A 20,483-nucleotide genomic window follows, 5' to 3' on the forward strand; every position below is an offset into this window, starting at 1 on the left:
ACTAATCACCTGCACGCTGGTAGCGTGCGACTTCAACAAATACATCGGAATTGGCCTGGTCATCGAGGTAGCCGAAGACCTGTTCCAGCGGGCTGCTGATTAGCACACCTTCGCCTTCTGCAGCCTCCATCACCTCGCCCTGCAACACGCCCTGCTCCAGTTCCTGAAGGATGCGGTCAACATCCAGGTTGTAGATCACCAGCTCGTTGTCGGTGGTCAGCTCGAAACCGGCGATGGCAAAATTCGCCCCCAGGCTTTTCGGCAGCCCCGCCGACAGGTACCAACGCCGACCGTGATGCGCCACGGTAAAACCATACTCCTCAACACTTTCAAGGTTATCCAGGCTATCGACATAGGTCCGTGCTTTATAAACATTTGAGCCGGCACGGGTGACCTGCAAATACTGCTGCTCGCCCCATTCGTTCTTGCGCGACCACTCGCCAAGCAGCGGTATGGGGGCAGCTTCATGGGCGGGAATTGGGTCTTTGAAGGTAACCAGGCATCCACCCAGCAACAGGAAGGACACGGCAAGCAGCGCGCGCCAGACGATCATTGAACTCTCCTTGTGTATGAGTTGAGCGGGCTAAAGGCCCAGCACCAGATGCATATAACGTTTGAGCATGGCTAACATCTCTTCACTGTCCAGATGATCGACACCATCGAGCAGGCCTTGATATTCCATACGCACGATAATCGCCGTCAACAGCTTGGCATCCTGCTCCGCCTGCTCCGAGCCCAGCACCTCGAAGAAGTGCGTCACGCCTTGCAGCAGAATCTGCCGATGGGCGCGCAGCAACCCATGCAAACGCGGGTTGAGCAAGGCCTCCTGCTGAAAAGCCTGCTCAGCTAGCAGGTGTTCGCGACGGGTCAACAACTGCTGACGCACATACTCTACGGCCAACCGTGCGATTTCATTGGCCAGCCGGCGACGCGCCTCAGCACTGCCATCCAGGCGACTGACCTGCTCACGCAGCAAACCCTCGGTGCTCTGCCAAAACTGCCCCATATGCGCCGCACTGCGCTCGACGAACAGGGTGAAGGTGTCGCTGATCAGGTCGTTAATGTCTTTGAAGTAATAGGTGGTGGCCGACAGCGGCACGCCGGCCTCAGCCGCCACCGCGCGGTGACGCACCGCACGCACGCCTTCACGCACGATAATGCGCATGGCGGCATCAAGAATGGCCTGACGGCGTTGTTCACTGCCCTGACGGCTGGCTTTACGCCCCTGATATTGGACGCTCTCAGCGACGGTATTGGCTACCAGGGTGGCGCTTTCTTGGGCGGGTTTGGCTGTCACAGCGGGGCAATCCTCAGTCGGTTATTCACGCTTACTCATGACTTAGTCAGTGGATCGCAAAAATAATCCATTGGCCGGCACTAAAAAGCCAGACAATAAAAAGCCGCCCGGAGGCGGCTTCTTGAACATCAGGCTTGCGGGCGCATGTGCGGGAAGAGGATCACGTCGCGAATCGACGGTGAGTTGGTTAACAACATCACCAGGCGGTCGATACCAATACCTTCACCAGCGGTCGGCGGCATGCCGTATTCCAGGGCACGAACGAAGTCGGCGTCGTAATGCATGGCCTCGTCGTCACCGGCATCTTTGTCAGCAACCTGAGCCATAAAGCGCTCAGCCTGGTCTTCCGCATCATTGAGCTCGGAATAGGCGTTAGCGATCTCGCGGCCACCGATAAACAACTCGAAGCGGTCGGTGACGTTGGGGTTGTCGTCGTTACGACGCGCCAGCGGCGAAACCTCGAACGGGTACTGGGTAATGAAGTGCGGCTGCTCCAGCTTGTGCTCGACCAGCTCTTCGAAAATCATCACCTGCAACTTGCCCAGGCCTTCAAAACCGAGCACTTTGGCACCGGCTTTTTTCGCAATCTCACGCGCCTTGTCGAGGTCGTTAAGATCGGCAGCAGTCAGCTCAGGGTTGTACTTGAGGATCGAATCGAACACCGACAACCGCACGAACGGCTCGCCGAAGTGGAAGACCTTGTCGCCGTACGGCACGTCAGTGCTACCCAGTACCAGCTGGGCCAACTCGCGGAACAACTCCTCGGTCAGGTCCATGTTGTCTTCGTAGTCGGCGTAAGCCTGGTAGAACTCGAGCATGGTGAACTCGGGGTTGTGCCGGGTCGAAACGCCTTCGTTACGGAAGTTACGGTTGATCTCGAAGACCTTCTCAAAACCGCCCACCACCAGACGTTTGAGGTACAGCTCAGGCGCGATACGCAGGAACATGCCCATGTCCAGCGCATTGTGGTGAGTCTCGAACGGCTTGGCCGCGGCGCCGCCGGGAATGGTCTGCAGCATCGGCGTTTCCACTTCGAGGAAGTCGCGCTGCATCAGGAAGCTGCGAATGTGCGCAATCACCTGCGAGCGCACACGGAAGGTCTGGCGCACGTCTTCGTTAACGATCAGGTCAACGTAACGCTGGCGGTAGCGCTGCTCGGTGTCGGTCAGGCCGTGATGCTTATCCGGCAGCGGCCGCAGCGACTTGGTCAGCAGGCGCACCTCGGTCATTTCTACGTACAGGTCGCCTTTGCCGGAGCGGGCCAAGGTACCTTCGGCACTGATGATGTCGCCCATGTCCCAGGTTTTAACTGCGGCCAGGGTTTCTTCAGACAAGGTCTTGCGGTTGACGTAGACCTGAATGCGCCCGGTCATGTCTTGCAGCACCATAAATGAACCACGGTTGAGCATGATGCGACCCGCAACCTTGACCGGAATGGCGGCCTCAGCCAGCTCTTCCTTAGTCTTCTCGGCGTACTGTTTCTGCAAGTCAGCGCAGTAGTTGTCGCGACGGAAGTCATTCGGGAAGGCATTGCCCTGCTCGCGGATAGCAGCAAGCTTTTCTTTGCGCTGGGCAATCAGCTTGTTTTCTTCCTGCTGCAGTTCGTGCTGGTCGAGGGGTTGGTCGCTCATGGTCTTGGTCGTTCCTGGTTAGGCGTTTTCGCCTGGGTAAAAATACGTGTGTCGCAAGGGGGACGACTCGTCGCGCAGACGGGTCGCGTCACAGCCCTTGTTTGAGGCTTGCCACTAGGTATTCGTCGATATCACCGTCGAGCACTTTGTCGCAGTCACTGCGCTCAACGTTGGTACGCAGATCCTTGATCCGCGAAGCATCGAGTACATAGGAGCGGATCTGATGACCCCAGCCGATATCCGACTTGGTGTCTTCCAGCGCCTGGGACGCTTCGCGGCGCTTCTGCATTTCCAGCTCGTACAACTTGGCCCGCAGCATTTTCATCGCGGTGTCGCGGTTGGCATGCTGGGAGCGCTCGTTCTGGCAGCTGACCACGGTGTTAGTCGGTACGTGGGTGATACGCACCGCAGAGTCGGTGGTGTTTACGTGCTGACCGCCAGCGCCCGAGGAGCGGTAAGTATCGGTGCGCAGATCCGCCGGGTTGATATCGATTTCAATGTTGTCATCGATTTCTGGCGAGACGAACACCGCGGTGAACGAGGTGTGGCGACGGTTGCCGGAGTCAAATGGGCTCTTGCGCACCAGGCGGTGCACGCCAATCTCAGTGCGCAGCCAACCGTAGGCGTACTCGCCCTTGATGTGCAGGGTCGCACCCTTGATCCCAGCGACTTCGCCAGCGGACAGCTCCATGATGATGGCTTCAAAACCGCGCTTGTCGGCCCAGCGCAGGTACATGCGCAGTAGGATGTTGGCCCAGTCTTGCGCCTCGGTGCCGCCGGAGCCCGCCTGGATATCCAAGTAGGCGTTGTTAGGGTCCATTTCACCCCGGAACATGCGGCGGAACTCGAGTTTTTCGAGGATGTCGCGCAAGCGCTCGACCTCGGCCGCGACGTCATCGGCAGCCGCCTGGTCGTCTTCTTCGGCGGCCATTTCTAGCAAGTCGCGCGAGTCGCCCAGGCTGCCGTTGAGGTCATCCAGAGTGTCGACGATCAACGCCAGTGCGGCACGCTCGCGCCCCAGGTTCTGCGCGTATTCAGGGTTGTTCCAGACGTTAGGGTCTTCGAGCTCGCGGTTTACTTCGACCAGGCGATCATGTTTGTGATCGTAGTCAAAGATACCCCCGAATGGTTTGGGTGCGCTCGGACAAGTCCTTGATACTGTTGAGGATCGGGTTAATTTCCATGGCGTTCAGCACTCGCAGGCGATTGAGGTGTACAGCGGCCTTGTGCGTCCCGATAAGCAAGCACCACGGCTGCTAAGCGGACACCGCGACCTGACCGTGGCCCCGAAGTTTTAGAAAAGCCGACGAGTATACCGCAGTCAACGCCCTGCTGGCAGCCCACGACTCAGACTGCCAGAGGGGCTGACCAGCAAGGTAACCCAACGCGCCGCGCCTCAATCTCGCTCAGCAACGCCGACTTGGTTGCGCCCACTTTGCTTGGCCAGGTACAGACCGCGGTCGGCCAGCTCGACCAAGTCGGTCGGGGCCATACCCACCTGGGGCGTGAGTGTGGCAACGCCCAGGCTGATGCTGACGATGGAGTCTCGAGCTGGCTGCTCATGAGGAATCGCCAGGGCCTGCACGCAAAGACGGACTTTCTCGGCCAGCAAGCGCGCACCGCCACGCGAGGTGCCGGGTAGGATCATGACAAATTCCTCACCACCATAACGCGCTGCCATATCGGAGGAGCGGCTACACATTTCACTCATACAAGTCGCCACTTTGCGTAAGGCCTCATCGCCTTCGACATGACCAAAACGATCATTGAAAGCCTTGAAGTAGTCGACATCGATCATCAGCAGCGACAGCTCGCTTTGCTCACGCAATGCACGTGACCATTCACTGCTCAAGCAATCATCAAAATGCCGGCGGTTAGCCAGGCCGGTCAGACCGTCAGAGCGCATCAAGCGCTGCAAGACCAGATTGGTCTCGAGCAATTGCTGCTGACTTTCACGCAACGCGCGAAAAGCTTCATCACGTTGCTGCAGGGCTAAGTAAGAACGGGAGTGGTAACGAATGCGCGCCACCAACTCAATCACATCGGGCAGTTTGACTAAATAGTCGTTGGCTCCGCGGGAGAATGCTGCGCTCTTGACCTTAGGGTCCTCCTTGGTCGACAGCACGATAATCGGCACATCCTGCAGAGCCTTGCGGCTGCGGTATTGGCTCAACAACTCAAGGCCGTCTATTCCAGGCATGACCAAGTCCTGCAAGATAACCGTAGGTTTGATCTGCTCTGCCAGGCTGACGGCCTGCAGAGGGTCAGAGCAGAAATGGAAAGAAATATTCGCCTCATCCGCCAAGGCCCTGCGCACAGCCTCACCGATCATCGCTTGGTCATCGACCAGTAAGACCATCAACGGAGCCGATACCGATGCAGCCTCCTGAGCACCGTTAAACTGAGGATCACTCTGCATACCACTTACTCCAGGCGTATTGCCTTTTACCGTTATAGACCCTGCAACATCCAACACCACCTAACCCTCTCCAGCCGTTAATCAAACAGTGCCACGAGACGTCGGCCAATCTCAGCTAACGGCAATATTTCTGATGCGGCATCAAGCTGCGCAGCCGCTTTTGGCATGCCGTATACCGCACAGCTGGCCTGATCCTGCGCGATGGTCAGAAAACCGCGCTGGCGCATATGCAGCAGCCCCTGAGCACCGTCGCGGCCCATGCCCGTGAGCAACACGCCAATCGAGTCGCCCTTCCAGTTGGCCACCACGCTGTCAAAAAACACGTCGATCGAGGGCCGATAAATATGCGCGCTGGGCTCGGCGTTGTAGGTCAACTCGCCATTACGCTGCAGGATCAGGTGATCATTACTGCCGGCCAGCAACACGCTTCCGGGCTGCGGTACGTCACCTGCACGGGCCAAACGTACCGGCAGCGGCGACTCACTGGCCAGCCATTGCGCCATACCGGCAGCGAAGGTCTCGTCCACGTGCTGCACCAGCACAATGGCCGCGGGAAAATTAGCTGGCAGTTGTTTGAGTAGCTCAACTAAGGACGCCGGTCCGCCCGCCGAAGCGCCAATAACCACCAGCCGCTGACGACAACTGCTGCTCTCACGCAGAATCGGCTCAAGCGCTTTACGGGCAACTTTTTGCCCCAAAAGCAGCTCCAGGTTATGGATCTTGCGTAACAACGTGGCGGCATCCGGTAACGGTGCGTCACCCAACGCCGGCGTCGCCACCACATCCAGCGCGCCATGGCCCATGGCCTCGAACACGCGACTAACATGACGCTCGACATCCGAGGTGACAATCAAGATGGCGCAGGGCGTTTCGGCCATGATCTGCCGGGTAGCTTCAACGCCATCCATCTCAGGCATCAGCAAGTCCATCAACAGCAAATCGGGGGTGTCTTCACGGCAGCGCTGGACGGCCTCCGTACCCGTGCTCGCGACCCAGATCACCTGATGCTCTGGAGCCCGCGCCAGTGCACCACGCAGCGCCTTCACGGCCAGCGGCATATCGTTGACTATTCCGATTCTCATCCCTGTGCCTCGCCTATTAGTACCTGCACCGCATCAAGCAGCGCCTCATCATGAAAACTGGCCTTGGCTAGGTAGTAATCCGCGCCGGCATCCAACCCTCGGCGACGGTCTTCCTCACGATCTTTATACGACACCACCATCACTGGCAACGTGCGCAGGCGGCTGTCGCGGCGTAACAACGTCACCAATTCGATACCGTCCATGCGCGGCATGTCGATATCAGTAATCAGCAAATCGAAGTGCTCATCGCGCAGTGCGTTCCAGCCGTCCATACCGTCCACCGCGACCGCCACGTCGTAGCCACGGCTGAGCAACAATTTGCGTTCAAGCTCGCGTACCGTCAGGGAGTCATCGACCACCAGCACGCGTTTGCGTGTTGCCTCCTGAACCCCTTGGCTACGCCGATCAACGCGCTCTAGTTGTCCGCTGCCCAAGAGCTTGGCAATTGAGCTGAATAAGTCTTCAACGTCGAGAATCAGCACCGGCGTGCCGTCATCCAATAAGGCGCCGGCCGACACATCGCGAACCTTGCCCAAGCGCGCATCAAGCGGCATGACCACTAAGGTGCGCTCGCCAATAAAACGCTCCACGGCAATGCCGTAAAGGTTGTCACGCTCGCGTATCAACACCAGTGGGATACCCGCCTCTTCGGTACGGCCTTCGGGGCGTTGCAATAACTGGCTGGCGGCGATCAGGCTGACATGGCGATCGCCATGCCAGAAGTGCTGACGCCCCTCCAATTGCACAACATCTTCGGCGCTCACCCGCACCATGTGCTCGATATGCGCCAAGGGGAAGGCATAGGCCTCACCGGCAATGTCCACCACCAGGCTGCGCACCACCGACAGCGTCAGTGGCACTTGCAGGATGAACGTACTGCCCTCACCGCGGCGATGTTCCAGGCGCACGCTGCCGCGTAATTGGCGTAACTCGTGTTGCACTGCGTCCAGCCCTACGCCGCGCCCAGACACCTCGGTGACCTGCTCACGCAGGCTAAAGCCCGGCAGGAACAGGAATGCCAGCAGCTCGTCTTCGCTAAGCCTGGCGGCCGTTTCAGCACTGGCAAATTTACGCGCGACGACCACCTCACGCAGACGCTCCACATCAATCCCGGCGCCATCATCACTGAGTTCCAGCAGTAGCATGCCGGCACGGTGCCGCGCCCGCAGCAACAACCGCCCTTCCTCGGGCTTACCCTTGCGCAGGCGCAACTCAGGCGGCTCGATGCCATGATCAAGCGCATTACGCAGCAGGTGGGTTAAGGGCGCATCTAGGCGTTCGAGTACATCGCGATCAACTTGTGTGGCGTCCCCTTCAATGTCCAGGCGTACCTGCTTACCGAGAGAGCGCCCCATATCACGTACCATCCGCGCGCGACCGACCAGCACGTCGGCCAGCGGGCGCATGCGCGAAGACAATGCCGCGTCATAGAGAGACCGGCTGCGCAGGCCGCCCTCCCAGGCAAACTCATCAAAGGCTTCAAAATGCGTGTGCAGCAACTGCTGGCATTCGGCCAATTGCGCCCTGGACTCCTCTAGCAGCGCTTGCGCCTGCGGTTCCAAAGAGTTGTTCTGGGTTAATTCGCGCACCCCATCTAGCGTCCGCCGAACCGCTGATTGCTGGCGCTTAAGCCGTTGCAACGAGTCGGTCAGCGGTTGGATCCTCTGAAACTCAACCAGCGCTTTACCCGACATGTCCAATAAGTGATCAAGACGCTCGGCCGATACCCGAAGTACACGCCCGCGGCCATCCTCAAGCAGGTCGTCTACAGGCTCTTGCACAGCAACCGCAGCAGGGGCGGCGGGTTGCTGCAGCACCGGTTCTGCAGCAATCCCACGGCCCAGCGCGGGCACCGCAATTGCCAGCTGATGCTCCAGCAAGGCCACCAGTTGCTCAATCCGTTCGGCCGAGGGTGCATCTGCAATAGACTGCGCACCAACCCGGCGTAATAGGTCAGTACCCTGCAGCAACCCATCAATCTGCTCGGGCAGTAAGCGCAGCAGGCCCTCCTGAGCGGCAACCAGCAGGTCTTCCATGGCGTGAGCGACTTTAACGCCGTCATCCAAACCGACAATACGCGCCGCGCCTTTGAGCGAATGCGCCGCACGCATACAGGCCTCCAACTGCGCCGCATGGTTGGGTTCACGCTCCAACACTAATAAGCCGGCATCCAGCACCTGAGCCTGGGCATCGGCTTCCATGCGGTAGAGTTCCAGCAGCGAGGCATCCCTCATCTGATCGGGCGTCATGCGAAACTCCTGCTCATGGCCTGCTGCAGCCGCTCTTCATCAAGCTGGGTAATGCTTCGCCCCTGCCACTGCATAACACCGCTGGCGAACTGACTCACCGCCAGGCCGCCATCGCCCACAGCGGGCTGTACGCTGTGCAGGGGGATGGCATGAATGCCCTCTACTTCGTCCACCGGCACCACCACTGAGCCGCCTGGCCCGGCCAGGATCAGCATGCGCGCAATGGCGCGCTGGCTAGCCACTGGCGGAGCACCCGCAGCAATACCCAACAGCTCGCCAAGCGATAAACAGGCCACCAACGTGCCGCGCACATTGGCGACACCCAACAGGCTGCGTGAGCGCTGATGGGGCAACGAGTGAATCGGCAGCTGCGCCACCACCTCAACCAGCCCGCGCGTCTTAAGCGCTAACCACTCATCGGCCACCCGGAATACCAGCAACGAACAACGTTCAACGACTGGTTCGTCTGCCACCCGTTCAACGTCCTCTTGCACGGACGCATAGCGCTCCAGCAGGTTAATCGCAGCGGCAGCGTGAACCTCACAATTGCGGCAGTGAACATGCTCGCGTAAGCGCTCACAGCTTTTATCACCCTGAACCCCAATACGGTTCCAGCAATCGTCAATACGTACTGCGGGCTCGGTCAGATTCAGGTTATCGCTCATGGCGCTTCACTCCAGCAAGGCTTGCGCGGCTTGCACGCTGCTGCAAACGCTTGGCGCCTTCGTGGTCACCTCGCGCCGCCAACAGAGCCGCCAAATGCACCAGGCTCTCAACATGCTCAGGCTCAAGGTAAAGCGCTTTACGGTAGTAACCCTGAGCCGCATCGCCCTGACCTGCCATGTCATTGAGCAGGCCCATCCAGTAGTACGTGTCGGCGCTAGGGCCGAACTCAAGCAAATAACGCTCACACTCGCGCAGCGCCTCAGCACTGCGCCCGGCATCCGCCAACGCAACAATTTTGGCCAGCGCACTGGCCGCGTCGTCGAGCGGTACAACGGGCGCTGCAGGTTTTAATGGGCGCACGCGCGGCAACGTTAAAGGCGGCGCAGGACGCACAAACGCTGGCGCCACCCTAGGCGCTGGCGACTTCGACTCAGGTGCCGCCACTGCGCGCTGAAAGGCAAAGGTCAACGGTGCACCCAGCGCCTGCATTCCGCGCTGGGTGAGCAGACTGGCCTCGGCAGGCCCGACGAAAAAGGTACCCTCGGCGTGTAACAAATGCTGTAGGGCATCGAGCACCGCATGCTGCGTCGGGCGATCAAAATAGATCAGCAAGTTGCGGCAGAACACAAAGTCAAAGGGCGCTTCACCGCCCAGCACGTGGCTATCCATCAAGTTGCCACAGCGCAGTTTGACCCTGTCACGCACCCGTACCTGCACCTGATAACCGCTGGCAGTGGCATCGAAATAACGCTCACGAAAACTTAAATCCTGACCCCGAAACGAATTGCGTCCGTAGTGCCCCTGCCGCGCTAACTCGACCACCTTGGCACTGACGTCTAGCGCCTCGACTTGGAATGCGGCAGGAGCGAACCCGGCATCCAGCAGGGCCATGACAATCGAATACGGCTCCTCACCACTGGAGCACGGCAGGCTGAGCACGCGCAACGGACGACTGCCACACAAGGCGGCCTTACGCTTTAGCGCCAAGTCGACCAATGCGACAAAAGACTCCGGGTAGCGGAAAAACCAGGTTTCCGGCACCACAACGGCCTCTACCAACGCCTGCTGCTCGGTGCTTGAGCGGTTTACCTGCAACCAATAATCAGCGTCGCTAGCAACACCCAATGCCTGCATACGCTGGCGAGTTGCCCGCTCAATCACCGACCGCCCCACTGACTCGGCCTCCAGGCCGATAAGCTGCTTCAGCAGTTGCTCCACTTGAGCAATCATGAGGCTACGCCCGCATCAGGGAACAGCAGTGCGCAAACATCAGCCGGCAATAACCCAGTGACCTCGACGCGCTGCACCAAACCTTGAGGGGATTGCTGTACGCCGCCCAGATAACCCGCCTCACCCCGGCCCAGGCCAGAATCACGGAAGCCACTGGCTGGCAGCCGTATGGTGTCGGTGGCTTTTTCCAAAATCAGACCAAGTACGCGATTGGCCGGACGGTAATCCACCAGCACCAAGCGGGTACTGGTCATTGCAGCGGCGGGTCGGCCACAGGCACGCACCAGCAGATCGATCACCGGCACCACCACCCCACGCTGCTCAAAGCCCCCAGCGACCCAAGCAGGTGCTTGCGGGAAGGCCTTTAGCCGGCGTAACGGCAGCACCTCAACTACCTCATGCACATTTAGCGCATAGCGGTCCTGATCCAAACTGAACAACAAATACAGTTCACCGGCCTCACGACTAAGTGATGCTTGACCGGCACTCGGGCTGTTCATACTCAGACCTTGAATCGGCTGACGCCGCTGCGCAGGCTACCGGCCACCTGGTTCAGCTCATCAATGGCGGCCCCGGCCTGACGCAGCGAGTCAACCGTCTGCCCGCTGGCTTCGCTCAGCTGCACCAGTGCTTGATTAATTTGTTCGGCACCCGTTGCTTGAGCCTGCATGCCCTCGTCCATCATCTGTACCCGGGGAGCCAGGGCCTGCACCTGATGAATGATCTGCGACAGCTGATCACCGACTTGGCTCATCTCGCTATTTCCGCGACGCACCTCTTCGGAGAACTTATCCATGCCCATGACACCCGCCGACACCGCCGACTGAATCTCACGCACCATCTGTTCAATGTCATAGGTGGCAACAGCCGTCTGATCCGCCAGTCGACGCACTTGGGTTGCCACCACGGCAAAGCCACGACCGTACTCGCCAGCCTTCTCGGCCTCAATTGCCGCGTTCAATGACAGCAAATTGGTTTGATCCGCCACTTTAACGATGGTGGTCACCACATGATTGATGTTGCCAGCCTTCTCGTTAAGGATCGCCAACTTGGCATTTACCACATCGGCCGCACCCACCACATGGCGCATCACATCCTCCATCCGCGCTAGGCCTAGCTGACCGGAACCCGCGAGTACCGAGGTGTGTTCGGCAGTGCCCGAGACTTCACTCATAGTGCGCACCAGATCGCGCGAGGTCGCGGCGATTTCACGCGAGGTGGCGCCGATTTCCGTGGTGGTAGCAGCGGTTTCAGTGGCGGTGGCTTGCTGCTGCCTGGACGTCGCTGCGATTTCGGTGATCGACGTGGTCATCTGCACCGCAGATCGCTGCGCTTGAGCTACCAACGCCTTCAGTTCACCAGCCATGCTATTGAAGCCTTCCTCGATGGCGTTGAACTCATCACGCCGGCCCATATCAAGGCGCGCCGAAAGGTCGCCTGAACCGAGCAATTTGAAGGTCTCAACCACCGCAATAATGGGCTGGCTAATCGCCCGCTGTAGGCTCACCGAGCTCAAGGCCGCAACACCGAGGACAATCAAAATAGCCAGAACCAAGCTCAACTTAGTCACCCCAACGTCCGTGACAATCTGCTGCACCGCCTGCTCGGCATACTGCTGGTTGAGTTCAAATAGCTGAGTCAGGACCGCACGCGCTTCCAGCCAGGCAGGCGTCAGTTGCTCACGCACCAGCTGGGACGCTTCGGCATCGCGCCCAGCAGCAGTCAGCTCAAGCAATTGCGCATGCAGCGCCAGGTACTGGTCACGTTTAACCAAGAAATTTTGCGCATCAAGACGTTCCGGCTCAGTGCTGATGGTGGCCTGGTAAGCCGTCCAGTTTCTATCCAGGCGCTGAGCCAACTCGGCAAAAGCCTTACTCGCTTCAGCGCCCACGCGCCGCCTGGCTTCATTATCTTGGCCGGCCATCAGCAGGCGCTGGCTTTCCAACAGATGGTCAGCCCAGGCCAGCCGCATCAACCCAGCTAACTCCATGCCTGGTGCAGCCGATGTACGCACATTAATGGCTGATTGCTCGACTGTCGCCAAACGGTAATAGGCCGTGGCAGAGAGCAGCAAAAGGATAACCACCACAACGGAGAAGCTCGCGATGATGCGTTGCCGGACAGTCCAGTTCTTCACAATATTCCCCACTCGGTTACACGCACCCGGCCAGCCATATGCTGATCGCGCTTAGAAGATGGTGCGACTCTAGAGTTTGCCTCACTCAGCGGCAAGCACTGAAATACCAGAACACACAGAGACAATGACGCTTAGCCTAAGGCCAACGCCCTTGAGCTAAAATGTCGGCTATTCGTCTGCGCCTTAATTTGGCTCAGCCCCTTAAACAGCTTGATGTACCTGCTTCAAGCCGACGGAGTTGCCTCTGCATGGGTAGCCTGCGCAGCCGTTTCGCCCTTCTGATTGCCCTGTTGATCGCCGGCCTAAGCTGGATGCTTGGCAGCCTGATTGGCCATGACGCCAGTCAACGTATTCGCGAGGAAGTCGGCCGCGACCTCGCCGAAGTCTCATTTATCATGGTCGACCGTCTTGATCGTGACATGCAGAGCCGCGCCGCCATGTTGCAGGTGATTGGCCAACTACGCGCACTCAGCCAACCCGACGATATCGCCGAAATCCGCGGCCTACTCGACCGCTTACAAAGCGAATTCCCCAGCATCGCCTGGGTCGGCTTTACCGACGCTAAGGGCACGGTATTGGCCTCCAGTGATGGCGTACTGGAAGGGGCCAGCATCGCCCAGCGCCCGGTGTACCTTGAAGGGCAGAACGGTGTGTTTATCGGCGATGTGCATGAAGCTGAGTTGCTGGCCAAACTGCTACCCAACCCGACAGGTGAGGCGATGAAGTTCGTCGATATCAGCCTGCCTGTGCGTAACGCAGATGGGCACTTAGTCGGCGTACTGGCTTCGCACTTGTCATGGTCATGGGCGGAAGAGGTGCGCCTGGCTATCCTTGAGCCCATCCAGAAGCGCCGCAATGTTGAGTTCTTTGTTACCGGCCGGAACCGCACCGTGCTGCTAGCCCCTAAAGAAATGATCGGCCAGCGCCTGCACTTATCGGCCCTCAGCCAGCTGGTGAAGAATCCAAACATGTGGGCCGTGCAGGAGTGGCCAGACGGCAAGCAATACCTTACAGGCCTGGCCCTCAGCCGCGGCCATATGGATTACCAAGGCCTGGGTTGGACGGTCATTGCTCGCCAACCACTGGATGATGCCTATGCCCCGGCACGTGCAACAAAACGCTATATTTTATTGTGGGGCAGTGGCCTGGCAGTATTATTCGCGTTAGTAGGCTGGCTCGGCGCCGGTTACGTCACTCGACCTCTGCGGCAAATTGCGCAAGCAGCAGACCGCCTTAGCGCAGGGGAAATCAGTGTAATTCCAGAACTGAAAGGCACCCGTGAAATCGAGATACTCAGCCACTCGATTCGCCACCTAGTGGAAAGCCTGAGCCATCAACAAAATGCCTTGGGCGTTATGGAAAACCTCGCGCATCACGATGCGCTCACTGGCTTACCCAACCGTATCGCTCTGGAAAATTACCTGCCGCGTGCGCAGCAACGCAGTCAGGCAACCGGTCACTGCTTGGCGTTGCTTTATTTGGACCTGGACGGTTTCAAGCCGATCAATGACCAGTTTGGTCATGCCGCTGGCGATCAGGTACTGCGCGAGATAGCACTGCGCCTGCGCGGCGGTCTTCGTGAAGGTGACCTGGTGGCGCGCTTGGGCGGCGACGAATTTCTAATGGTGCTGCAGGTTCCCAAAGGCGAAGCTCTGGCGCAGGCGCAGCTGATCGCCGAACGCACACTGACAGCGCTGAGCACGCCGGTTGATCTAGGTAGCACTCAAGTGCAGGTCAGTTGCAGCATCGGCAGCGCGCTCTGGCCACTGGACAGCAGCAACCTCACCGAAGCACTAGAGCTGGCCGACCAAGCCCTTTATCGGGCCAAGCATGCCGGCAAGAATTGCGCAGTGTTTCATGCCACTGAGCAACACTGAGGCTCACTCAACCCAAAGACGCAGTAGCTGGACGGCCAGCTCGGCGGCACGCCGCTCAGGCCGCCTTAGCCAACAGGCGCCGCACACTTAACCCGGCAACAGCTCCTGACGCACCTGGGCTTCTAGCTCAACCTTAAGGGCAGGATCTAGTTTGAGCTGACGAGCCAACTCTTCGAGGTAGGCACGCTCCATAAAATGCTCCTCGTCGACCATCAGCACGCTCGCCACATACATTTCTGCGGCCATTTCCGGCGTACTGGCGGCGCGGGCTATTTCGGCAGGGTCCAGCGGCTTATTGAGCTCGGCCTGCAGCCAATGCTGCAACTCGGCATCACTGGTCAGCTTGACCAGCTCACCTTCAATCAATTGCCGCTCGCGGGCATCGACATGGCCATCGGCTTTCGCCGCGCCAACCAACGCCTTGAGAATCGCCTGGCTGTGCAACTCGGCTTCTGGCGCGGGCAGACGGTCAAGGGTTTGTGGCTCACCCTGCGGGGCACTCGCCTGCTGCGCTTGCCAGTTACCATAGGCCTTGTAAGCCACCACGCCGAGCGCGGCCAGGCCACCGTAGGTGAGCGCTTTGCCACCCATCTTGCGCGCACTTTTGTTGCCCAGCAGCATGCCCAACGCGCCGGCCGCCAGCGCGCCGCCGCCGGCACCCTTGAGCAAGGTGGCCAAATCACCGCCCTGGCCACCTTTACCTGAACCACCGAGCAAACCGCCCAAACCGCCACCCAGACCAGCGCCTGAACCAGCAGCGGAACCGCCGGCGGACTTCTGTTGCAGCAAGTCTTTGCCAGATTTTAACAACTGATCAAGTAATCCACGGGTAATCATCACGCGCTCTCCCTAAAAATGCTGTGCAGGTACACAGACCGATTCTAGAGAGCCAGGTTGCCCTTCCCCTAACGCAGAGTGCTTCGAAAGATTGCCAGCGCGCGTAACCCGCAGAAAAAACGGCTATTCGTCGGTTAGCCGGCACAAAACAGCTCAACAGCAGTCAGTATCACGGCCTGATTTATGGCCGATCTATATTTGACGCCGGTAGGATGGCACCACAAATTTTGCCAGGCGCAATTTTTGACCTCGCGCCGCGCCGGCCCCTAGGCCGTCCGCCAAGGATGACAGGCACAATCCCCTGCAACGGCAAAAGGCTAGCAATAGCCAACGCCGGAGACCTTGCTCCATGTCGCTAGACGTCAACCGCCTCGCCCACGCGTTACTGCGCAGCCTACTCGCCAGTTGCTGGCTATTTAGCCCTGCACTGCTGGCTGATGCGCCGGCAATCCAGAGCAGCGGGTTCTCGACAGCACTGCATGACGCGCGCCTGGTGAGTTGGCACAACCTGATCGCCAACTCCACGTATGACGACGAACGCATTCAGCTGAAGCGGGTAAACCAGTTCATCAATCGGGCTGTGAGCTTTGTCAGCGACCAACAGGCATGGGGAACAGAAGATTACTGGGCTACGCCAGCGCAGACGCTCAGCCTCGGCCAAGGCGACTGTGAAGATTTTGCCATTGCTAAATACTTCAGCTTGGTACGCATGGGGATACCCAGCGAGAAGCTACGCCTGACCTTCGTCAAAGCGCTAAAGCTTCAGCAAGCGCATATGGTGCTGGCCTTCTACCCCAGCGCCAGCGAGCAACCGCTGATTCTCGACAACCTCGACCCGCGCATCCGCCCCGCCAGTGAGCGGACTGATCTGCTGCCGGTGTATTCCTTTAACCACCACGGCGTATTTCTGGCCAAAACGCCGCAACGCGTCAGCCAGCCGCCCGCGTTTCTCGCGCGCTGGAGTGAGCTGAGCGAGCGAGCGCTGGCCGATGGCTCGGCCATCCCACTGCCGCGCGGTTAACGCGGGCTGATATGCGCGATCAGTAGCTGCACCGACTCCTGACCGCGAAACTCATTCACATCCAGCTTGTAGGCCAACTCCACCCAGCGCACGGTTGGGTTCGGCCAAATCTCGCGATCCACACCAAAGGCGATGCCATCGAGCTGCACGCTGCCGCACTCGCTTTTCAGCACCACTTTGAGATGCCGCTCGCCGACCACACGCTGCTGCACCAACTGGAACACACCATGGAACAGCGGCTCGGGGAAATGCTGCCCCCAGGGCCCGGCATTACGCAGCTCCTTGGCCAGCGGTAGGTGAAACTCTTCGATGGACAAGGCGCCATCAGACAGCAGGCGACCGGTCAGATCATCTTCACAGAGCTGGCGGCGTACCTCGGCATCAAAGGCCGCAGAAAATGCCGCGAAATTGGCTTCAGGCAGGGACAAGCCAGCGGCCATGGCATGCCCACCAAACTTGCTGATTAACTGCGGGTGTTTCGCCGCCACCGCATCCAGCGCATCACGGATATGAAAGCCCGGCACCGAACGCGCCGAGCCTTTCAGTACGCCATCACCGGCATCGGCAAAAGCAATAGTCGGCCGGTGATAGCGCTCTTTCATCCGCGAGGCGAGGATACCGATCACGCCTTGGTGCCAATCCGCCTCGAACAGACATAGGCCGAAGGGCATATCTTCCAGCGGCAGGTCCTTGAGCTGCGCCAGCGCCTCGCGCTGCATGCCCTGCTCAATCGCCTTACGGTCTTGATTGAGCTGGTCCAGTTGCACGGCCATATCGCGGGCCAGGGCTTCGTCTTCACTGAGCAGGCACTCGATGCCCAACGCCATGTCATCCAGGCGCCCAGCCGCATTCAGCCGGGGGCCGAGGATAAACCCGAGATCGGTGGAGGTGATGCGTCGATGATCGCGCCCCGCCACTTCGAGAATTGCGCGCAGCCCGGCTCGCGCTCGCCCTGCACGAATCCGCGCCAGGCCTTGGTGCACCAGAATCCGATTATTAGCGTCCAACGGCACCACATCGGCGACGCTGCCCAGCGCCACCAAATCCAGCAGCTCGCCCAGATTCGGCTCAGGCCGCTGCACGCTGAACCAGCCCATCTCGCGCAGCCGCGCGCGCAGGGCCAGCAGCACGTAGAACATCACCCCAACCCCCGCCAGCGCCTTGCTGGGGAACTCGCAACCCGGCTGATTCGGATTGACGATAGCATCTGCCGCCGGCAGTTCGGCTCCGGGCAGGTGGTGATCGGTGACCAGTACGGTCAGGCCTGCGGCTTTGGCAGCCGCGACGCCTTCAACGCTGGAAATGCCGTTGTCTACGGTGATTAGCAGCTGCGGCTGACGCTCAAGCGCCACCGCAACGATCTCCGGTGTGAGGCCATAGCCGTACTCGAAACGATTGGGCACCAGGTAATCGACATGAGCGGCGCCGAGCATGCGCAAACCCAGCACACCGACTGTGCTGGCGGTGGCGCCGTCGGCATCGAAGTCACCGACGATCAGCATGCGCTGGCCTTGTTCAAGGCCCTGCACCAGCAACTCCACGGCTTCAGACATACCCTTGAGCTGCTGATAAGGAATCAACTGCGCCAGACCTTTATCCAGCTCAGCAACGGACTGCACGCCGCGGGCGGCATACAGGCGGGTCAACAGCGGCGGCAGAGCGCCCAGGTCAGGCAGTACGGCAGGTAACGGGCGGGCTTCGATGCGCATCAGGGTTCCGGTACAAACGGTGCGGGACGTCCGCTCCTACTTTTATTAGGGAGACGCCGAATACCTGTTTTCGATCTCGCGAGCTAGAGTCATACAAGGCAAAAACAGGCGAGGAAGCGGAGTTTACTGGCTGTAAATGAGCATTCCGAGCCTGTTTTTAACGCAGCAGGGCCGACGCGCAGCAGATCGTAAATAGGTTTTCAGCGCTCGCCGATCAACCACTCAATCGGCAGCTCATGCTGGCCGCGCTCATCGGTGACGAATAGCTCGCCGTCGCTGATCATTACGCTCCAGTTCAAGGATCGGGGCATATCTAGAGCCAGATTGGACAACGCATCCTGGTCCAGCGCCACCACGTTGATGTTTTTCAGAGTACGCACCGGGTCCAACTCTTTGGCCTGCCACACGCGCAGGTTGCCGTAAGCCACCAAACTGAACTTTTCGGTACGGCGCGAGCACCAGGTCATGCGCTCGCTGTCCGGCTGGCCGACTTCGATCCAGTGCAGTACGCGGTCGTCCAGGCTCTTTTCCCACAATGCCGGCTCGTCTACATCCGACAGGCCGCGACCGAACGCCAAGTGCTCGTGATAGAACAAGGCATAGCCGATCAAGCGTGCGGCCAGACGCGTTTCAGTTTCCGACGGGTGCTTGGCGACGGTGAAACGCAGGTTTTCATAAACGCTGCGGTCCATGTCGGTGAGGTTCAGCTCGATTTTGTAAGTGGTAGACGGCAGGGCCATGGTGGGGCTTCTTACTGGGCGAAAAGAGCGCAAGTCTAACCCGAAACGCCTTTCGCCCGTAGAACATGCCCTCTCAACAACGCATTTGTCGCTCGCTGCCGTCCACAGGATCACGGTAATCAATAATCGCCTGGCAGGTGCTCAGGTCAACATACAAGCGGCAGTAATGTTCGCCATGACGCCAGGCCATAGCGACGCTGCTCTCACCGGACTGATTCAACTCAAAGCGCCCATCAAAGGCAGGATGGCTATTGCGCAAACGCATCAACTGCAACAGGCGTTGCACCAGCGGCTGCTGCAGCGCCTCTTCGGCCTCCGCCAGGCTGTAATAGTGCCGATTGACGTCACGCGCCTCGCCGGTCGCAGTACACAGTTCAAAATCATTACAACCGGCCAGCAAGCCAACGTAGTAAACCTGCGGAATACCGGGGGTGAAAAACTGAATGGCACGCGAGGCAATGTAGGCATCGTCATTGCGCAGCAAGGCCTCATAGAAGGTGCAGGTAAGCTGATAAATCGCCCCCACGCTGTGCACGCTGACGGCTGAGCGGCGCATGATCGGATCAGCACTGCGGGTCGAGACTTCATCGACCAGAAAGCGAATCTCCGGCTCCGGCAGCATGCTCTCCACATCCGGGATGCAGATGCCGTCATGGGTATCGAGCACGGTGATCTGATTGCGCGGGCACATACGCAGCCACTGTTTCAGGTAACGACTTTGACCGCTGAGAAAGGCATGCAGCACCAGCGGCGGCAAAGCGAACGCATAAGGCCGCATATGCCGGCGCGAGATGGCGTACTGGTAGCTAATGTGGTCATGCACCTCGGGCAGCATCTCGGCGCCGTACTTCTCGCCGGTTTCACGGAACCAGTCGAGGATGCGATAAACATCCGGCTCGACCAAAAAACAGCTGCTGCCAATCTTCTTGGTGGTGTAGCCGAACGCATCAAGGCGGAACAGTTTGACCCCGCGTGCGGCAAGAAAGGCCATGTACTGCTCCATCAGTTGATAGGTCAGCGGGGATTCGTAGTTGAGGTCGATCTGCCGCTCGGTGAAGGTGCACCACACTCGGCACGTCTCGCCATTGGCTAGGCGCACATCGCGAAACGGCTCTTTCTCCTTGCGGATATGGATCTTGGCCAGGTCTTCCAGGCTGATCTCGCCCAACTTATCAACCTGCACAAACAAGTCGGCATAGGCCGACTCCTGGCCGTTGGCGACAAAATCAAGAAACTCGGGCGACTCATCAGAGATGTGGCTGATGACCAGATCGACACACAGGTCAAATCGCGCCGAGATACGCTCAACATCCGCCCAGTCGCCGTAGCGCGGGTCGACCTCCATATGGGTCAGCGGCGAGAAGCCACCATCGGCATTGGAGGGGTACATCGGCAACAGATGTACCCCTCCAACGGCATCGGTCAAGTGGTCCTCAAGCAAGGTTGATAGCGCGCTCAGGCTGCCGCCCAAACGATCTGGATAGGTGATCAACTGAACCGCGTTACGCAATGCCATGCCCATTCCTCATCGGCCGCTACAACCACCTGCTCAACCAAGCAGGACTGTACTGACCATAACGAGGTATGC

At 59.2% G+C, this 20,483-nt stretch carries 17 protein-coding genes; 2 read left to right on the plus strand and 15 right to left on the minus strand.

Annotated features, from left to right (window positions below; genetic code table 11):
- Position 1: 1 nt before the first annotated feature.
- The 11 genes from BMZ32_RS02560 to BMZ32_RS02610 form a co-directional block, all read right to left on the minus strand.
- Entirely contained in the window at positions 2–553 is a 552-nt protein-coding gene (locus BMZ32_RS02560; RefSeq protein WP_090239182.1) for a hypothetical protein, read from the minus strand.
- Between the two features lie 30 nt (positions 554–583).
- A complete protein-coding gene (locus BMZ32_RS02565) occupies positions 584–1,297 on the minus strand; it encodes a TetR/AcrR family transcriptional regulator (protein ID WP_090239186.1) in 714 nt (237 codons plus the stop codon).
- Between the two features lie 128 nt (positions 1,298–1,425).
- Positions 1,426–2,928 (minus strand): lysine--tRNA ligase, encoded by a 1,503-nt coding sequence (gene lysS / locus BMZ32_RS02570; protein WP_090239189.1) that lies wholly within the window; start codon positions 2,926–2,928, stop codon positions 1,426–1,428.
- An 88-nt stretch (positions 2,929–3,016) separates the two neighbouring features.
- Positions 3,017–4,112 (minus strand): peptide chain release factor 2 gene (gene prfB / locus BMZ32_RS02575; protein ID WP_139213946.1). Its coding sequence is split into 2 segments (ribosomal slippage): positions 3,017–4,039 and positions 4,041–4,112, totalling 1,095 coding nucleotides; the frame shifts between segments, so codons are not numbered across the junction.
- Positions 4,113–4,324: 212 nt separating this feature from the next.
- Positions 4,325–5,347, minus strand: coding sequence for a diguanylate cyclase (locus BMZ32_RS02580; RefSeq protein ID WP_244153911.1), 1,023 nt, complete (start codon positions 5,345–5,347; stop codon positions 4,325–4,327).
- 77 nt (positions 5,348–5,424) lie between these two features.
- Positions 5,425–6,429, minus strand: a complete 1,005-nt coding sequence (gene cheB / locus BMZ32_RS02585) for a chemotaxis response regulator protein-glutamate methylesterase (protein ID WP_090239192.1) — start codon at positions 6,427–6,429, stop codon at positions 5,425–5,427.
- Entirely contained in the window at positions 6,426–8,678 is a 2,253-nt protein-coding gene (locus BMZ32_RS02590; RefSeq protein ID WP_090239195.1) for a hybrid sensor histidine kinase/response regulator, read from the minus strand. The genes cheB and BMZ32_RS02590 overlap by 4 nt, the downstream gene beginning before the upstream one ends.
- Entirely contained in the window at positions 8,675–9,343 is a 669-nt protein-coding gene (locus tag BMZ32_RS02595; RefSeq protein WP_090239197.1) for a chemotaxis protein CheW, read from the minus strand. Before BMZ32_RS02595 ends, BMZ32_RS02590 begins: the two co-directional genes overlap by 4 nt.
- Positions 9,333–10,574, minus strand: coding sequence for a CheR family methyltransferase (locus BMZ32_RS02600; RefSeq protein WP_090239200.1), 1,242 nt, complete (start codon positions 10,572–10,574; stop codon positions 9,333–9,335). The genes BMZ32_RS02595 and BMZ32_RS02600 overlap by 11 nt, the downstream gene beginning before the upstream one ends.
- Positions 10,571–11,074 carry a chemotaxis protein CheW gene (locus BMZ32_RS02605; protein ID WP_090239203.1) on the minus strand — a complete coding sequence of 168 codons (504 nt, stop codon included), beginning with the start codon at positions 11,072–11,074 and terminating at the stop codon, positions 10,571–10,573. Before BMZ32_RS02605 ends, BMZ32_RS02600 begins: the two co-directional genes overlap by 4 nt.
- Before the next feature lie 2 nt (positions 11,075–11,076).
- Entirely contained in the window at positions 11,077–12,711 is a 1,635-nt protein-coding gene (locus BMZ32_RS02610) for a methyl-accepting chemotaxis protein (protein WP_090239206.1), read from the minus strand.
- A 248-nt stretch (positions 12,712–12,959) separates the two neighbouring features.
- Here BMZ32_RS02610 and BMZ32_RS02615 point away from each other — a divergent pair, with 248 nt between their 5' ends.
- Positions 12,960–14,588 carry a sensor domain-containing diguanylate cyclase gene (locus BMZ32_RS02615; RefSeq protein WP_090239209.1) on the plus strand — a complete coding sequence of 543 codons (1,629 nt, stop codon included), beginning with the start codon at positions 12,960–12,962 and terminating at the stop codon, positions 14,586–14,588.
- 87 nt (positions 14,589–14,675) lie between these two features.
- Here the strand turns inward: BMZ32_RS02615 and BMZ32_RS02620 are convergent, their stop codons facing one another.
- Positions 14,676–15,425, minus strand: coding sequence for a tellurite resistance TerB family protein (locus BMZ32_RS02620; protein ID WP_090239212.1), 750 nt, complete (start codon positions 15,423–15,425; stop codon positions 14,676–14,678).
- A gap of 349 nt (positions 15,426–15,774) precedes the next feature.
- On the opposite strand from BMZ32_RS02620, the gene BMZ32_RS02625 reads away from it, so the two are divergent.
- Positions 15,775–16,446: a transglutaminase-like cysteine peptidase gene (locus BMZ32_RS02625; RefSeq protein ID WP_090239215.1), complete on the plus strand. Its 672-nt coding sequence runs from the start codon at positions 15,775–15,777 to the stop codon at positions 16,444–16,446.
- On the opposite strand, the gene recJ is transcribed toward BMZ32_RS02625, so the two are convergent.
- From recJ to gtfA, 3 genes are all read right to left on the minus strand, one after another.
- Entirely contained in the window at positions 16,443–18,155 is a 1,713-nt protein-coding gene (gene recJ / locus BMZ32_RS02630; RefSeq protein WP_090239218.1) for a single-stranded-DNA-specific exonuclease RecJ, read from the minus strand. The genes BMZ32_RS02625 and recJ overlap by 4 nt on opposite strands.
- A 200-nt stretch (positions 18,156–18,355) precedes the next feature.
- On the minus strand, positions 18,356–18,895 hold the full coding sequence (locus BMZ32_RS02635) for a YaeQ family protein (protein WP_090239221.1): 540 nt from the start codon (positions 18,893–18,895) through the stop codon (positions 18,356–18,358).
- A gap of 73 nt (positions 18,896–18,968) precedes the next feature.
- Positions 18,969–20,411, minus strand: coding sequence for a sucrose phosphorylase (gene gtfA, locus BMZ32_RS02640; protein WP_090239225.1), 1,443 nt, complete (start codon positions 20,409–20,411; stop codon positions 18,969–18,971).
- Between the last annotated feature and the right edge of the window lie 72 nt (positions 20,412–20,483).

Origin of the sequence: Pseudomonas guineae (assembly GCF_900113745.1) — a bacterium.
GTDB lineage: Bacteria > Pseudomonadota > Gammaproteobacteria > Pseudomonadales > Pseudomonadaceae > Aquipseudomonas > Aquipseudomonas guineae.

Excerpts from the sequence above, each read along its gene's own strand:
- BMZ32_RS02560 (WP_090239182.1), bottom strand. The coding sequence starts at position 553 with ATGATCGTCTGGCGCGCGCTGCTTGCCGTGTCCTTCCTGTTGCTGGGT.
- lysS (WP_090239189.1), bottom strand. The coding sequence starts at position 2,928 with ATGAGCGACCAACCCCTCGACCAGCACGAACTGCAGCAGGAAGAAAAC.
- BMZ32_RS02580 (WP_244153911.1), bottom strand. The coding sequence starts at position 5,347 with ATGCAGAGTGATCCTCAGTTTAACGGTGCTCAGGAGGCTGCATCGGTA.
- cheB (WP_090239192.1), bottom strand. The coding sequence starts at position 6,429 with ATGAGAATCGGAATAGTCAACGATATGCCGCTGGCCGTGAAGGCGCTG.
- BMZ32_RS02590 (WP_090239195.1), bottom strand. The coding sequence starts at position 8,678 with ATGACGCCCGATCAGATGAGGGATGCCTCGCTGCTGGAACTCTACCGC.
- BMZ32_RS02595 (WP_090239197.1), bottom strand. The coding sequence starts at position 9,343 with ATGAGCGATAACCTGAATCTGACCGAGCCCGCAGTACGTATTGACGAT.
- BMZ32_RS02600 (WP_090239200.1), bottom strand. The coding sequence starts at position 10,574 with ATGATTGCTCAAGTGGAGCAACTGCTGAAGCAGCTTATCGGCCTGGAG.
- BMZ32_RS02605 (WP_090239203.1), bottom strand. The coding sequence starts at position 11,074 with ATGAACAGCCCGAGTGCCGGTCAAGCATCACTTAGTCGTGAGGCCGGT.
- BMZ32_RS02615 (WP_090239209.1), top strand. The coding sequence starts at position 12,960 with ATGGGTAGCCTGCGCAGCCGTTTCGCCCTTCTGATTGCCCTGTTGATC.
- BMZ32_RS02620 (WP_090239212.1), bottom strand. The coding sequence starts at position 15,425 with ATGATTACCCGTGGATTACTTGATCAGTTGTTAAAATCTGGCAAAGAC.
- BMZ32_RS02625 (WP_090239215.1), top strand. The coding sequence starts at position 15,775 with ATGTCGCTAGACGTCAACCGCCTCGCCCACGCGTTACTGCGCAGCCTA.
- recJ (WP_090239218.1), bottom strand. The coding sequence starts at position 18,155 with ATGCGCATCGAAGCCCGCCCGTTACCTGCCGTACTGCCTGACCTGGGC.
- BMZ32_RS02635 (WP_090239221.1), bottom strand. The coding sequence starts at position 18,895 with ATGGCCCTGCCGTCTACCACTTACAAAATCGAGCTGAACCTCACCGAC.
- gtfA (WP_090239225.1), bottom strand. The coding sequence starts at position 20,411 with ATGGCATTGCGTAACGCGGTTCAGTTGATCACCTATCCAGATCGTTTG.